Raw genomic sequence first — 14,685 nt, forward strand, 5'->3', positions numbered from 1 at the left:
CGTGTGCACTACCGAACTCGCCCCGGCCGCGCGGGCGGCGCGGCCGGGAGGGCGGGGAGCCGGGCTCCGCCTTCCCGTCGATGGTGGCCATCCCCATCACATGCCTCCCATGCCCGCCTCAGAGAGCTCCTTCTCGCACTTCTGCTGGGCGGACTTGAAATCGGGGTCCTGGCCGACCTCGGCGTTGATGCGCACCATGCCGCCCTCGGGGTCGGGGTAGGACTCGACGCCGTTGTCACGCATGCACTGGGCGACCTTGCGCAGCGCCTCGGCCCGCTGGGGGTCGATCTTGCCGCCCTCCCCGCCCATCTTCGGCGCGTACTGCTTGCACGCCTCCTGGGCGGCCTCGACCTTCTCCTGCGGGACGCTGCCGTCGAACTTCATCATGATGCCCTTGCCGGGCTCGGGGTCAGGGACCTCCACTCCGTTCTCGCGCATGCACTGGGCGAACTTGAGACCGCGCTCCTGCGGGTCCTCGCTGGGCTTCGCGCTGGCTGCGGCCTGGGTGCCGGTGCCGGACACCGACGCCACATCGGAGCCGCCGCCACCGCCCGAGCCGCAGGCGGCCAGGGTCAGCGTGAGCGCCAGGGCCATCGCGCTGAGGGCTGGTCCTCGCATGGGTGTTCTCCTCCGTCGAATGAACGTGGGTTCGAGGAGAGATGCAATAGGGGCCGCTGTTTCCTCAGCGTTTCCGCCGGCTGTTTGTTCCGCGGCTTATTTTGAGCAAATGCCGTCTACGCCACACTCGGCTCCGTAAGCAGAAGAAAGGTGCACGATGCGGGTGCTCTTCCGATCTGTCGGGGGCCATCTTGTCGCTGATCAGGCCCTGGATGCCGGGGGTCAGCTTGTCGATCATGCCGGGGGAGGCGAAGTCGGGGAACGGCACGATCCCGTTGCCCTGCGCCACCGGCGCGAAGACGCCCGCGATGTCGCCGCGCAGCCCCGTGGCGCCCAGCTCGGCCTTGGTGTCGACCGGCATGAACCCGCCGTCGAACTCGATCTTCGCCGCCTCCGGCGAGCTGAGGTAGTCGAGGAACGCCGCGGCGACGTTCGGGTTCTTCGACTTCGACGAGATGGCGTACGCGACGCTGGCGCCCGAGGCGACCTTCGCGGGCTCGCCCGAGGCCGTGGGCATGAGGAAGAAGCCCACGTCGTCCTTCATCTCGGTCTCCAGGGTGGAGGCCGCCCAGTTGCCGGTGATCAGGAACGCGCTGCCGCCCTTGGCGAAGCTCGCCAGCGCGTCGGCGTCACCCGTGGCGCTGGCCCCGGCGGCGATGTATCCCTTCTTCGCCCAGTCGGTCAGCGTCTGGGTGGCCTTCGTCGCGGCCGGGTTCTCGATCGTCGCGCCCGGCTTGCCGTACACCCACGACCGGTAGTCGTTGACGTCGCCGGTCACGTTGAGCAGCGCGTTCCACAGGTGGAACCCGCCGACCTGGAGCGCGCCGTTGCTCAGCGGGGTCTGGCCGGCGTCCTTGGCCTTCTGCATCGCGGCCTCGAAGTCGGCCAGCGTCTTCGGCGCCTCCTTCACGATCTTCTTGTTGTAGAAGACGCCGAGCACAGACAGCCCGCCGGGCACGGCGTACAGGTTGCCGGTCCCGAACTGCTTGGCCGACTTGTCGGAGCTGAGGACCTCGAGGCTGGCCGGCGGGAACTTGGTGGTCCAGCCGTACGCCTTGGACCACGGGCTCAGGTCGAGGATGAGACCGGCCGGGACCAGGGAGTTCATCGCGCCCGGGTTGTACTGGGCGATGTCCGGCGCCGAGTCGGACGACATCGCCAGTTTGATGGACTTGATGTAGTCGTTGAACGGCGTCATCTGGGGCTTGACGGTGACGTTGGGGTGCTTCTTGGTGAAGCCGTCGATGAGCGCCTTGGTGGGCGGGTCGTTGGTGTAGGCCAGGGTCAGGGTCACCGGGTCGTTCGGAACGGTGGTCGATACGTTGACCTTCGTCGCCGTATTACCCCCCGAACTGCTGGTGCCCGCACAGGCCGTCAGCGCGAACGCCGTCGTGACGCTGAGCGCCGCGACCGCCGCGCGCCGGGCTGGTCTCGTCATGCGTGTGACCTCTCTCCTCAATCGGGTGGGTGGCGTCGAGTCAGTTCTCATCCGGCGGGGCCTGGTCTCACCAGGCCGAATCTGGTCCGTTCGATCTCGTCCAGCGAGTGCAGCAGCGCCCCGTGGACGACCGCGTCCTCCTGGAGAGCCGAGACCTCCAGCGCCGGCTGGTCCAGCGGCTCGCCGGAAAGGTGCCGCCGGAGCGCCGCGAGCAGCGGCTCGCCGCACCTGGCCAGCGGCCCGCCGATGACGACGAGCCGCGGGTTGAGGATCGCCCGGATCACGGTGATCCCCTTGGCGAAGCGCCGGGCCACCACGTCGATCGCCTCCAGCGCCGCCGGCTCGCCGTCGGCGACGGCGTCCAGCACGGCCTCGAGCGCGCGCTCTTCCGCGGCCTCGATCCGGGCCAGGAGCGCCCCGTCGGCGGCGCGTCCGGCCGCTGCCGTGGCCTGGCGCACGATCTCCGCGCCGCCGACCCGGTCCTCGAACGGGCCCAGCCCCTGCGGATGGCCCTGCGGATGGCCGGGCGTCGAGGGGCCCTCGGTGAACAGGTCGAGGAAGCCGACGTCGCCGGCGTCATTGGAGGCGCCGCGGTAGAGCTCGCCGTTCAGCACGATACCGGCGCCGACCCGCTCGCCCCAGTGGATCATCACCAGGGAGTCCTCGCGCCGCTCCGCGTCCCGCCACCGCTCGCCCTGCGTGGCCAGCTTGACGTCGTTGTCCAGGTAGACGGGGCAGCCGAGCGCCTCCGTCAGCCGGCGTACGAGGAGGTCGCCGGCCAGGCCGGGCATGCTCGGGATGAGCTTGATGACACCGGCCGCCGGGTCGACGATGCCGGGGGTGCCCACCGAGGCGAACCAGAGGTCGCCGGTCGTGATGCCCGTCGCGCGCAGCGTCCGCTCCACCGTGGCCAGGAGCGTCTCCACCACCTGCTCGCCGCCGGGGCCGGCGCCGAGCTGCTGCGCGTCGGAGGCCGTGACCGTGCCGGCCAGGTCCGCCAGCGCCACGCGCACGTCCTGCGGGCTGATCGACAGGCCCAGCACGTGGCCGGCCTCCGCGCGGAACCGTACGAGCTGCGCCGGCCGCCCCGCCCGGGTGGAGTCGCGGTCAAGGGGACCGAACTCGACGAGCCCTTCGGCGGCCAGCGCGTTGAGCGAGCGGGTGACCGCCTGGCGGGAGAGCCCCACGGCCTTTGCCAGCGCGGACACGCTCATGCTGGTCTCGGCCCGCAGCTTGCGCAGGACGGCGGCGGCGTTGACCTCGCGCATGAACTGCGTTCCGGCGGCGACGACCTGCTCCATGCTCTGCTCTCTCCCTGCGATCGGTTGCCGGTACGCTAGCATATTAATTATGGACCGTACGGAACTAATTCGTCGAGGGGTGTGACCTGCAGTGTTGTCCGGTGAGGGCCCGCCCTGGGCGGAAACCGTCCGCGGTCTGGCCCGCCGCGTGCTGGGGCCCGTGGCCGAGTCGGTACGGTTCGCCGCCCGCGACGGCGACGGGCGCGAATACGCCTACGAGGCGGCGGGCGGCGTGCTCGCCATCGCCGCGACGGACGGGGTGAGCGCCTCGGTCGCGCTCCACCACTATCTCCGGGAACGCTGCGGCACGTCCGTGGGCTGGGACACGGTGCTCCCCCTGGGGCTGACGTCGCTGCCCGACGCCCCGCCGCGCCAGGCCGCGGCGCGGGTGCGGGAGGGCTACTACTTCAACTTCTGCACCTTCAGCTACACGATGCCCTACTGGGACTGGGCCGACTGGGAACGCGAGATCGACTGGATGGCCCTGCACGGCATCACCATGCCGCTGGCCGTCACCGGTCACGAGGCCGCGCTGCACGCCGCCTACTCCGCGCTCGGTCTCGACGACCGGCGGATCCGCGGCTTCCTGGGCGGGCCGGGCTACCTGCCGTTCCAGTTCATGGGCTGCCTGGACACCTTCGCGGGCCCGCTCTCGTCGTCCTGGATCGAGAGCCACCGCGAGCTCGGCGCGCGCATCCTCGACCGCGAGCGCGCCTTCGGCATGACCCCTGTCCTCCCGGCCTTCACGGGACACGTCCCGCCCGAGCTGGCGTCCACGGCGCGGGCCGGTCGCCGCCTCTGGCAGGGGTTCGAGACCTGGGTCCTCGACCCGGCAGACCCGCTGTACGAGCGGATCGGCGCCGAGATCGCCCGCGCGCAGATCAAGCTCTTCGGCACCGATCACCTGTACGCCGCCGACCCGTTCATCGAGATGATCCCCATCGACGCCGACCCGGCCTTCCCCGGGGCCGTGGCGGCGTCGACGCTGGCCGGCCTCCAGGCCGCCGACCCGGACGCGGTCTGGCTCATGCAGGCCTGGCCGTTCTCCTACCAGCGGGAGTTCTGGACCGAGGACCGCGTCAACGCCTTCCTCGACGCGATCCCGGACGGCCGGATGCTCGTCGCGGACCTGTGGGCGGAGCACGACCCGCTGTGGGGCCGCTTCCAGGAGTTCTCCGGCAAGCCGTGGCTCTGGTGCGCGCTGCTGAACTTCGGCGGCCGCACCGACCCGGGCGCCGGCCTGTGCGGCGTGCCCGCCGGGATCGACGCGGCCCTGGCGGCGCCGAGCCCGCCCGCCGGTCTCGGCCTGTCCATGGAGGCCACCCGCAACAACCCGGTCTTCTTCGAGCTCGTCGCCGACCAGATCTGGAACCAGGTCCCCGACCTCGACGCCTGGCTCGACGCCTTCGTGACCGGGCGCTACGGCACCCGGTGGACGGCCGAGCTGCGGGCGGCCTGGCACGGGCTCCTGGAGACCGTCTACGACACCCGGGGCCTGCCGATCCTCCCCCAGGCGTTCGAGGGCGTCATCACCGCGGCGCCCTCGTACGAGCGCGACCCGGCCGAGCTCCGCGCCGACATCGCCGGTTTCCTGTGGTACCGGCCGGAAGCCCTCGCCGCGGCCTGGGAGCGGATGATCGAGGTGGCCGAGCGCGACCCCGGCCTGGCCGCGGGACCGCTCGGGCACGACCTCGTGGAGACCGGCATCGCGTACATGGCCAGGGTCGCCGACCGCCTCTGCCTCGACGTCCTGGACTCGGCGGGCGGCCCGGAGCAGGTCGACCGGTTCCTGCGGGTCTTCGAGGACCTCGACCGGATGCTGGCCTGCCGCCCCGAGTACACCTTCCGGCATTGGGAGGCCAAGGCCCTGTCGTGGGCCGCCGACCCGGACGACCGCGCGGTCCTGCGGGACAACGCCCGCCGCATCATCACGGTGTGGGGCACTTCGGACAGCCCGCTGCTGGACGACTACGCGGCCCGGCACTGGGCGGGACTGGTCGGCGGCTACTACCGCGACCGCTGGGAGCTGTGGGCGCGGGGTCTCGGACGCGCGCTCGCCGGCGACCCCGGCGCCGAGGCGGAGCTGCGGGAACGGCTCCGCGAACGCGCCGAGCTCTTCCTGCGGGAAGGTCCCGGGCAGTCGCCGGACCAGGGCGACCTCGCCACGGAGTCACGCCGGCTGTTCACCGCCTACGCGGGCCAGACCGGCCCGTTCGAACACGATCGATGAGGAGCACGATGCCCCCGGTGGCACCACCGACCGAAAGCCGCAACCCGCGCACCGCCGACATCGACACGCTGGAGTCACCGGACGTCCTGCGGTTGCTGCTGGACGAGGACGCCACGGCGGTCGCGGCCGCCCGCGCCGCCGCCACGGCGCTCTCCCGGGCGGTGGACGAGGCGCATCTCCGGCTAAGCCGGGGCGGAGGCGTGCACTACTTCGGCGCCGGCGCGTCGGGGCGGCTGGCGGTGCTGGACGCCACCGAGATCACGCCGACGTTCGGGGTGGCGCGTGGCCTGTTCACGGCGCACTTCGCCGGCGGTCCTGGCGCGCTCACCGACTCGTCCGTGGACCGGGAGGACGCCGAGGAGCTCGGCGCCGCCGACGCCGGGGCGCTCGCCGAGAACGACCTGGCGATCGGGATCACGGCGTCCGGGGCCACCCCGTACGTGGCCGGGGCGCTGCGCGCGGCCCGGGCGGCGGGCGCGCTCACCGTGCTGATCACCTGCAACCCGGCCGCGCCGCTGCGCGACCTGGCCGGGATCCTCGTCGTCGCGGACACCGGGCCCGAGGCGCTCACCGGGTCCACCCGGCTCAAGGCGGGCACGGCGACCAAGGTGCTGCTCAACGCGTTCTCGACGGCGCTCATGATCAAGTCGGGGCGTACGTACTCGAACCTCATGGTCGGGCTGGTCGCCACCAACGCCAAGCTGGAGCAGCGGGCGGTGAACCTGCTCGTGGAGGCGACCGGGGAGGACGCCGCGGCCTGCGCCGCCGCGCTGGCGGAGGCGGACGGGCGGATCCCGGAGGCGCTCGTACGGCTGCTCACGGGCTGCACACCCGGCCAGGCGCGGGAAGCGCTCGCCGCGCATCCGGGCGTCCGCGCGGCCGTGGCCGCGCTGGGCGGGCAGGCCGGATGAGCGGCTTCGCGGGCGTGGACGTCGGCGGCGGCGGCATCAGGACACGGATCGAGAGCGGCGGGGAGATCGCGTACGGCGAGGACTCGGCGCCCATGCCCCGTACCGAGGGCCGGGTGGACCTCGACCGGCTCGCCCTCCGGATCGCGTCGGTCATCGGGGACGCGGCGCGCGTCCCCGGGCGGCTGGACGGGATGGCCGTCGGCGTGACCGGGCTGCCGGGGCTGGTCAGGGAGCCGGAGGCGTTGTGGCGGGCGCTGGGGGAGCGGTTCGGGCTCGGCACGCTCGTGGTCGCGGGGGACATGGTGACCACGCACGTCGGCGCGCTCGGGTTCCGGCCCGGGGTGGTGGTCGCCGCCGGGACCGGCGTCATCACGCTCGGCACCGACCTCGACCGTGTCTGGAACCAGTCCGACGGATGGGGCCACCTGCTCGGCGACCACGGCGGCGGCGCCTGGATCGGCGCGCAGGGCCTCCAGGCCGCCCTGCGCGCCCACGACGGCCGGTCCGGGGGCTCGGCCGCCCTGCTCGAACACCTGACGGCCCGCTTCGGTCACCCCCTGGACCTGGTGGCGCTCGTCTACGAGTCGGGCTCGCCGGCGCACCACCTGGCGTCGTTCGCGCCGTCCGTGGCCGGCGCGGCGCGCGCGGGAGACCCGGTGGCGCGCGGGATCTGGACCGAGGCGGGGCGGGAGCTCGGCCGTACCGCCGTCGCCGCCGCGTCGGGGCTCGACCCGGTCTTCTCCTGGGGCGGCCGCATCTTCGACGCCGCGGACCTGCTGATGGAGCCGTTCCAGGCCACCGTGCGCGACCTGCTGCCGCAAGCCCGGTTCACCCCGCCCGGCGGCACCTCGGCCGACGGCGCGCTCGCGCTGGCCAGGGCCGCGGCGGGCGGCGAGGTCCGGCCGCGGCACCCGTACCTGTACGTCTACGCGGCTAGTCGGAGCCGGTCAGGAGCCGCAGCCGCTCCACCGCCTCCCCGAACTCGCTGATCATGTCGTAGACCACCTCGCGGGCCGGTCTCACCTGGTCGAGCTGGCCCACGACCTGGCCGACGAAGTAGTTGACCAGCTCCACCGCCCCCGGCTCGCCCTTCTCCGCCGCCGCCCCGATGCGGGCCATCGCGCCCTCGGCCACCAGCAGCTGCAGCGGCATGCCGAGCGGCCCGGGGCTCTCCTGGCCGGAGTCCCACTCCTCCGTCCAGGCGGACTTGAGCTGGCGGGCCGGCTTGCCCGTACGGGACCTGGACCTGACCGTGTCCAGCGAGGATGCGGCCAGGAACTTGCGCTTGACCGCGGGCGACGTCTCCGCCTCCTCCGTGGTCAGCCAGACCGAGCCGCACCACACCCCCTCGGCCCCGAGCGCCATGGCCGCCGCCATCTGCCGCCCGGACGCGATCCCGCCCGCCGCCAGCACGGGGACCGGGGCGACCGCGTCCACGACCTGCGGGACCAGCACCATCGTGGAGATGTCGCCGGTGTGCCCGCCCGCCTCGGTGCCCTGGGCCACGATGAGGTCCGCGCCCGCCGCCACCTGCCTGCGGGCGTGCTCGACCGTGCCGACCAGCGCGGCCACCGGCACCCCCGCCTCCCTGGCCCTGGCGACCATCTCGGGCGGAGGCGGCCCCAGGGCGCTGGCGATGAGCCCGATCGGGTGCTTGAGCGCCACGTCGATCAGCCCCGTCGCCCCGGCCGCCGTGACCCGCCTGCCGAACTCGTCCGCCGCCGCCGTCAGCGGCTGCATGGGGGCGCTCACGCCGTACTTGGACAGCAGGTGGGTGACGAAGTCGCGGTGCCGGTCGGGGACGAAGTCCATGAGGTGCGCCTGCCGGTCGAGCGCGGAGGCGTCGACCTTGCCGGGCACGAGCACGTCCACGCCGTACGGCCGGCCGCCCACCTGCCCGTCGATCCAGGTCAGCTCCGTGTCGAGCTGCTCCGGCGAGTACGCGATCGCACCCAGGACCCCGAAACCGCCCGCGTTCGTGACGGCGGCCACGACGTCGCGGCAGTGGCTGAAGGCGAACAACGGGAACTCGATGCCCAGGCGCTCACAGATGGGGGTCCGCATGATTCGACGCTAACCGGCAGAAGCTTGTTCGGTCCATCCCCCGGGGCGGGCCGGGTGCTTCAGGAGGCCGCCGGGAGCGTGCCAGCCGAGCTCCGAGGTGTAGCCGCGGACCACCTTGGCCGGCACGCCGGCGACCACGCTGTGGTCAGGGAACTCGCCGCGGACCACCGCCCCGCCCGCCACCACGCACTGGCGGCCCAGCCTCGTGCCCGGCAGGATGATCGCGCCCGCCCCGATCCACGAGCCGGAGCCGATCGATACCGGGCTGTTACGCGGCCACTGCCGGCCGATCGGCACGTCGGGGTCGTCGTAGACGTGGTTCTGGTCGGTGATGTACACGTACGGGCCGGTGAAGACGTCGTCGCCGATGTCGATCGACTGGTGGGCCACGACGTGCGAGCCGCGGCCGATCGAGCAGCCGCCGCCGATGCGCAGGATGGACTCCGGCCCCAGGTCCAGCCCGGGGCCCATGCCGCAGGACAGGGACACGCGCTCGCCGACCAGCGTGTGGTCGCCGATCTCGATCCACCGCTCGCCGAAGATCGCGCCAGGGGGGAAGGCGATGCTGACCCCGTCGCCGATCCGGCCGAATCGGTAGCCGGCCGGAGCGGCAGGGGTGATCGCGCCAGCGCGCCGGATCGTCCCGTAGGCTCGGTGAATCAGCGCGCCGACTGCCCGCCGTACCAATGACATAGGGACCAAAGTTACCGCTAGGTCAAGCCGTTCGGGCATGTCGGGGGCGTTGTTTGATATCCTGAGAGCCCGTGGACACTTCGACCACACCTCGAGCCACGGGAGCCCCTTTGCGCAGCGCATCGCAAACCAAGCATCTGTTCGTCACCGGCGGTGTCGCCTCCAGTCTCGGCAAGGGGCTCACGGCATCCAGCCTCGGTCGCCTGCTCAAGGCGCGCGGTCTCCGGGTCACCATGCAGAAGCTCGACCCGTACCTGAATGTCGACCCCGGAACCATGAACCCGTTCCAGCACGGCGAGGTGTTCGTCACCGACGACGGCGCCGAGACCGACCTCGACGTCGGCCACTACGAGCGTTTCCTCGACACCGACCTGCACGGCTCGGCCAACGTGACGACCGGCCAGGTCTACTCCAACGTCATCGCCAAGGAGCGGCGGGGCGAATACCTGGGCGACACCGTCCAGGTGATCCCGCACATCACCAACGAGATCAAGGACCGGATCAGGGGCATGGCCGCTCCTGAGGTGGACGTGGTCATCACCGAGGTGGGGGGCACGGTCGGCGACATCGAGTCGCTGCCGTTCCTGGAGGCCGTCCGCCAGATCAGGCACGAGGTCGGGCGCGACAACGTGTTCTTCCTGCACGTGTCGCTGCTGCCGTACATCGGCCCCTCCGGCGAGCTCAAGACCAAGCCGACCCAGCACAGCGTGGCGGCGCTGCGCAGCATCGGCATCCAGCCGGACGCGATCGTGCTGCGCTCCGACCGGCCCGTGCAGACGGCGATCAAGCGCAAGATCAGCCTGATGTGCGACGTGGACGAGGACGCCGTCGTCTCCGCCGTGGACGCGGCCTCGATCTACGACATCCCCAAGGTGCTCCACTCCGAGGGGCTCGACGCGTACGTGGTGCGCCGGCTCGGCCTGCCGTTCCGCGACGTCGACTGGAAGGAGTGGGAGGAGCTCCTGCGCCGGGTGCACCGGCCGGCCAAGGAGGTCACGATCGCCCTGGTCGGCAAGTACATCGACCTGCCGGACGCGTACCTGTCGGTCACCGAGGCGCTGCGGGCCGGCGGGTTCGCCAACGACGCCCGCGTCAACATCCGATGGGTCAAGAGCGACGACTGCGAGACCCCCGAGGGCGCCGAGCGCGAGCTCGACGGCGTCGACGGCGTGCTGATCCCCGGCGGGTTCGGCGTGCGCGGCATCGAGGGCAAGATCGGCGCGATCCGCCACGCCCGCGAGGGCAAGATCCCGCTGCTCGGCATCTGCCTCGGCATGCAGGGCATGGTCATCGAGGCCGCCCGCAACATGGCCGGCATCGAGGACGCCAACTCCGCCGAGTTCGACCCCGACACCAAGCACCCGGTCATCTCCACCATGGCCGACCAGGAGGATGTCGTCGCCGGCGAGCGCGACATGGGCGGCACCATGCGGCTCGGCAGCTACACCGCCAAGCTCGGCGAGGGCACCCTGGCCAGGCAGCTCTACAGCGGCAAGGCCAAGGCCGACGAGCGCCACCGCCACCGCTACGAGGTCAACAACGCCTACCGCGAGCAGCTCGAGAAGGTCGGCCTGGTCTTCTCCGGCCTGTCGCCCGACGGCCGCCTGGTCGAGTACACCGAGCTGCCCACCGACGTCCACCCGTTCTTCGTCGGCACCCAGGCCCACCCCGAGTTCCGCTCGCGCCCCACGCGGGCCAACCCCATGTTCAAGGGCCTCATCTCCGCGGCCCTGACGTACGCCGACGCGCGAGTCAGCACGAAGGTGACCCAGTGAGGATCGCTGGAGCGGCGAGCCTCGGACCGAGGGCGGTAGCTTGCGTAACCAACGAGGGCCGGAAGCGAGTGCGACCATGATCACAGACACGCCCGAGGCGTGGGACGTCGTCGACTCCAAGGAACGCTTCCGCGGCCACGTCATCACGGTGGTCACGGACTCGGTCAAGATGCCCCGCGACGAGGTCGCCGAGCGCGACGTCGTGGTGCATCCGGGCTCGGTCGCCGTGCTCGCGCTCGACGACCGGGAGCGGGTCCTGATGATCAGGCAGTACCGCCACCCCACGCGCATGCTGATGTGGGAGCTGCCCGCCGGGATCCGCGACGTCGAAGGCGAATCGCTCGTCGACGGCGCGGCCCGCGAGCTCGCCGAGGAGGCCGGCTACCGGGCCGACACCTGGCACACCCTCGTCGACCTGCGCTCCTCCCCGGGCATGACCGACGAGCGGATCCGGGTCTTCCTCGCCCGCGACCTGACCAAGATCGAGACCGACTTCGTCCACCGGCACGAGGAGATCGACATGCCGGTCGAGTGGGTGCCCCTGCCCGACGCGGTCGAGAAGGCGCTCATGGGAATGATCCACAATTCCCCGGCCGTGGCCGGTATCCTCGCCGCGTACGCGGCTTCGGTTGAGGGATTCGCCCTGTTGCGCCCCGCCGACGCCCCAGAGGCGTGACCGGAAGGACCTTTCGTGGAGGCGGTGCTCTCCAGCTACCTCGCCCATCTGGCGGTGGAGCGGAGCCTGGCTGCCAACACGCTCGCGTCCTACCGTCGTGACCTGCGGCGATACGTCGAACACCTGCACGCGCGCGGCCGGGCGGAGCTCGACGAGGTGGGGGAGGCCGACGTGCTGGCCTTCCTCGCCGCGTTGCGCGAGGGCGACGGCGAGCACCCCGCGCTCGTCGCCAGCTCGGCCGCCCGCGCCGTCTCCGCCGTGCGCGGGCTGCACCGTTTCGCTCTGCGCGAAGGTGTCACGGCCCACGACCCCGCCCACGAGGTACGCCCGCCGCGCCAGCCGCGCAGGCTCCCCAAGGCCATCAGCGTGGACGAGGTCGAGCGGCTCATCGCCGCCTCCGGCCCCGACGGCGCGCCCCTGACCCTGCGCAACAGGGCCCTGCTCGAGGTCCTGTACGGCACCGGCGCCCGCATCTCCGAGGCCGTCGGGCTGGCCGTGGACGACCTCGAGGTCGACCAGGTGCGCCTGCGCGGCAAGGGTGAGCGCATGCGCGTCGTCCCCCTGGGCCGCTACGCCCGCTCCGCGCTCGACGCCTACCTCGTACGGGCCCGCCCCGGCCTGCTCGCCCACGGGCGCGGCACCCCGGCCGTCTTCCTGAACGCCAGGGGAGGCCGGCTGACCAGGCAGGGAGCGTGGGAAGTGCTCCAGGCCGCCGCCGAACGCGCCGAGCTCGACGGGATAAGTCCCCACGTTCTTCGCCATTCCTTCGCAACCCATCTGATAGACGGCGGGGCTGACGTTAGGGTGGTCCAGGAGTTGCTCGGCCACGCCTCCGTGACGACCACACAGGTCTACACACTGGTGACGGTCGACAAACTTCGCGAGGTCTACGCCGCCGCGCATCCACGTGCCCGGCAGTGATCTATAGTCTTTTGCGACGTGCGGCAGCCCTCGGCGTGCCGCCTTGCCGCCTAAAGTGGCGAGCCCATAGTGTCCGTCCGGACGGTCCGGTTCGGGATCGTCAGGGAGGTTCGAGCTGGTGACTGTGGAGACCAAGGGTTCGACCCCGGGGACCCCCGACAACCCCTGGGGCGACACGAAGACCAACACGCCTTCCAACGGCGTCAATCTCGGGCCCACGCAGCGGCCCAGACCCGTGTTCCCCGAACCGGTGCCCCCCGCGGTGCATGGCCCGGCGCGCGTGGTCGCGATGGTCAACCAGAAGGGTGGCGTCGGCAAGACGACGACCACCATCAACCTGGGTGCCGCGCTCGTCGAATACGGTCTCAAGGTGCTGCTGGTCGACTTCGACCCGCAGGGCGCGCTCTCCGTCGGCCTGGGCATCAACCCGCTCCAGCTCGACCTGACGGTCTACAACCTGCTCATGGAGCGGGGCGTCACCGCCGAGGACGTGCTCCTGGAGACCGGCGTCGAGGGTCTCGACCTGCTGCCCAGCAACATCGACCTGTCGGCCGCCGAAGTGCAGCTCGTCACCGAGGTCGCCCGCGAGCAGGTGCTCGGCCGGGTGATCAAGCCGCTGCTGCCGCACTACGACGTGTGCCTCATCGACTGCCAGCCGTCGCTGGGCCTGCTCACGATCAACGCCCTCACCTGCGCCCACGGCGTCATGGTGCCGCTGGAGTGCGAGTTCTTCGCGCTGCGCGGCGTGGCGCTGCTCATGGACACGATCTCCAAGGTCCAGGAGCGGCTCAACGAGGACCTCGAGATCGAGGGCCTGCTGGCCACCATGTACGACGCCCGTACGCTGCACGGCCGCGAGGTGCTGGCGCGCACGGTGGAGGCGTTCGGCGACAAGGTGTTCCACACGGTGATCAACCGTACGGTCCGCTTCCCCGACGCGACGGTCGCCGGTGAGCCCATCACCACCTTCGACCCGTCCTCGCTCGGTGCGAACGCTTACCGTGAGCTGGCCCGCGAGGTGCTCTCTCGCTGGTCGGCGCCTGCCACAATGGCCAGGTGACCGACGCCGAGCAGCCTCAAGGGTTCCAGGTCCACCTGGACGTCTTCGAGGGACCCTTCGACTTGCTCCTCGGCCTCATCGCCAAGCATAAGCTGGACATCACCGAGGTCTCGCTCTCCAAGGTCACCGACGAGTTCATCGCGTACATCCGCTCCCGGGGGCCCGAGTGGGACCTCGACCAGACCAGCCACTTCCTGCTGGTCGCGGCTACCCTGCTCGACCTGAAGGCGGCCCGGCTGCTGCCCTCGGGCGAGGTCGAGGACGAGGAGGACCTGGCGCTGCTGGAGGCCAGGGACCTGCTGTTCGCGCGGTTGCTGCAGTACAAGGCGTACAAGGAGGTGGCGAAGCTCTTCGCGGGGCGGATGGCGGAGGAGGCGCTGCGCTTCCCCCGTACGGTGCCGCTGGAGCCGCAGTTCGCCAACCTCCTGCCCGAGCTCATCCTGGGCATCGGGCCCGAGCAGCTCGCCAGGATCGCCGCCAAGGCCTTCACCCCCAAGCTGCCCCCCACCGTCAGCGTCGGGCACATCTACCAGCCCCTGGCGAGCGTCAAGGAGCAGGCGGCCATTCTCGTCATGCACCTGCGCCGCCTCCGGCGCGCCACCTTCCGCACGCTGGTGGCCGACTGCACGGGCACCTTCGAGGTCATCGCCCGCTTCCTGGCGGTGCTGGAGCTCTTCCGGGAGTCGGCGGTTACCTTCGAACAGGTCGAAGCGCTGGGGGACTTGCACGTAACCTGGACGGGCGCTGACGACGGGGACGTCGCGGTGGGGGACGATTACGAGGAATCCGCGGAGAAACCACGCAATGACTGACAACCCACTGCCCACCCCTCGCCGATCCCCGGACTCCGAGCCCCCGCTCCCCGCCTGGATGTCCCTCCCCGGCTCCCTCGCCCAACCCTCACCCCCTGAGGCGGAGGACACAGCCGAACCGCCACCCCCGCCGCCACCACCACCGCCCCCGGCCGACGCCGCGCAACCGGCCGACGCCGCGCAACC

General features: G+C 71.6%; 13 protein-coding genes and 1 pseudogene. 9 read left to right on the plus strand and 5 right to left on the minus strand.

Annotation, left to right across the window (positions count from 1 at the left end; all coding sequences use genetic code 11):
- Positions 1 to 96 precede the first annotated feature (96 nt).
- From ACWDX9_RS49405 to ACWDX9_RS49415, 3 genes are all read right to left on the minus strand, one after another.
- Positions 97 to 618, minus strand: a complete 522-nt coding sequence (locus tag ACWDX9_RS49405) for a hypothetical protein (RefSeq protein ID WP_449968076.1) — start codon at positions 616 to 618, stop codon at positions 97 to 99.
- Between the two features lie 64 nt (positions 619 to 682).
- On the minus strand, positions 683 to 2,056 hold the full coding sequence (locus ACWDX9_RS49410) for an ABC transporter substrate-binding protein (RefSeq protein ID WP_449968079.1): 1,374 nt from the start codon (positions 2,054 to 2,056) through the stop codon (positions 683 to 685).
- Positions 2,057 to 2,103: 47 nt separating this feature from the next.
- Positions 2,104 to 3,357 carry an ROK family protein gene (locus ACWDX9_RS49415; RefSeq protein WP_449968081.1) on the minus strand — a complete coding sequence of 418 codons (1,254 nt, stop codon included), beginning with the start codon at positions 3,355 to 3,357 and terminating at the stop codon, positions 2,104 to 2,106.
- Positions 3,358 to 3,448: 91 nt separating this feature from the next.
- On the opposite strand from ACWDX9_RS49415, the gene ACWDX9_RS49420 reads away from it, so the two are divergent.
- From ACWDX9_RS49420 to ACWDX9_RS49430, 3 genes are read left to right on the plus strand one after another with little or no spacing between them, the layout of a single operon-like run.
- Entirely contained in the window at positions 3,449 to 5,587 is a 2,139-nt protein-coding gene (locus ACWDX9_RS49420; RefSeq protein WP_449968084.1) for an alpha-N-acetylglucosaminidase TIM-barrel domain-containing protein, read from the plus strand.
- A gap of 8 nt (positions 5,588 to 5,595) precedes the next feature.
- On the plus strand, positions 5,596 to 6,498 hold the full coding sequence (locus ACWDX9_RS49425; protein WP_449968086.1) for an N-acetylmuramic acid 6-phosphate etherase: 903 nt from the start codon (positions 5,596 to 5,598) through the stop codon (positions 6,496 to 6,498).
- Positions 6,495 to 7,487, plus strand: a complete 993-nt coding sequence (locus tag ACWDX9_RS49430; protein ID WP_449968088.1) for an N-acetylglucosamine kinase — start codon at positions 6,495 to 6,497, stop codon at positions 7,485 to 7,487. The genes ACWDX9_RS49425 and ACWDX9_RS49430 overlap by 4 nt, the downstream gene beginning before the upstream one ends.
- On the opposite strand, the gene ACWDX9_RS49435 is transcribed toward ACWDX9_RS49430, so the two are convergent.
- Both ACWDX9_RS49435 and ACWDX9_RS49440 read right to left on the minus strand, forming a co-directional pair.
- A complete protein-coding gene (locus ACWDX9_RS49435) occupies positions 7,432 to 8,562 on the minus strand; it encodes an NAD(P)H-dependent flavin oxidoreductase (protein WP_350726402.1) in 1,131 nt (376 codons plus the stop codon). The two genes, ACWDX9_RS49430 and ACWDX9_RS49435, sit on opposite strands and share 56 nt — an antisense overlap.
- 9 nt (positions 8,563 to 8,571) lie before the next feature.
- Complete coding sequence (locus ACWDX9_RS49440; protein ID WP_449968091.1) at positions 8,572 to 9,255, minus strand: acyltransferase; 684 nt, start codon at positions 9,253 to 9,255, stop codon at positions 8,572 to 8,574.
- A gap of 110 nt (positions 9,256 to 9,365) precedes the next feature.
- Between ACWDX9_RS49440 and ACWDX9_RS49445 the strand changes: the two genes are divergently transcribed.
- The 6 genes and pseudogenes from ACWDX9_RS49445 to ACWDX9_RS49470 form a co-directional block, all read left to right on the plus strand.
- Entirely contained in the window at positions 9,366 to 11,030 is a 1,665-nt protein-coding gene (locus tag ACWDX9_RS49445) for a CTP synthase (protein WP_350726406.1), read from the plus strand.
- Between the two features lie 76 nt (positions 11,031 to 11,106).
- Positions 11,107 to 11,706, plus strand: coding sequence for an NUDIX domain-containing protein (locus tag ACWDX9_RS49450; protein ID WP_449968094.1), 600 nt, complete (start codon positions 11,107 to 11,109; stop codon positions 11,704 to 11,706).
- A 15-nt stretch (positions 11,707 to 11,721) separates the two neighbouring features.
- Positions 11,722 to 12,627 carry a site-specific tyrosine recombinase XerD gene (locus ACWDX9_RS49455; RefSeq protein ID WP_364246686.1) on the plus strand — a complete coding sequence of 302 codons (906 nt, stop codon included), beginning with the start codon at positions 11,722 to 11,724 and terminating at the stop codon, positions 12,625 to 12,627.
- A 118-nt stretch (positions 12,628 to 12,745) separates the two neighbouring features.
- Positions 12,746 to 13,687, plus strand: coding sequence for a ParA family protein (locus ACWDX9_RS49460; RefSeq protein ID WP_363963893.1), 942 nt, complete (start codon positions 12,746 to 12,748; stop codon positions 13,685 to 13,687).
- Positions 13,684 to 14,499: a segregation and condensation protein A gene (locus ACWDX9_RS49465; protein ID WP_364246689.1), complete on the plus strand. Its 816-nt coding sequence runs from the start codon at positions 13,684 to 13,686 to the stop codon at positions 14,497 to 14,499. The genes ACWDX9_RS49460 and ACWDX9_RS49465 overlap by 4 nt, the downstream gene beginning before the upstream one ends.
- A pseudogene (locus ACWDX9_RS49470) lies at positions 14,492 to 14,685 on the plus strand (hypothetical protein); the annotation flags it as partial. The gene ACWDX9_RS49465 and the pseudogene ACWDX9_RS49470, both read left to right, overlap by 8 nt.

The sequence above is a fragment of the Nonomuraea sp. NPDC003201 genome (assembly GCF_053590415.1).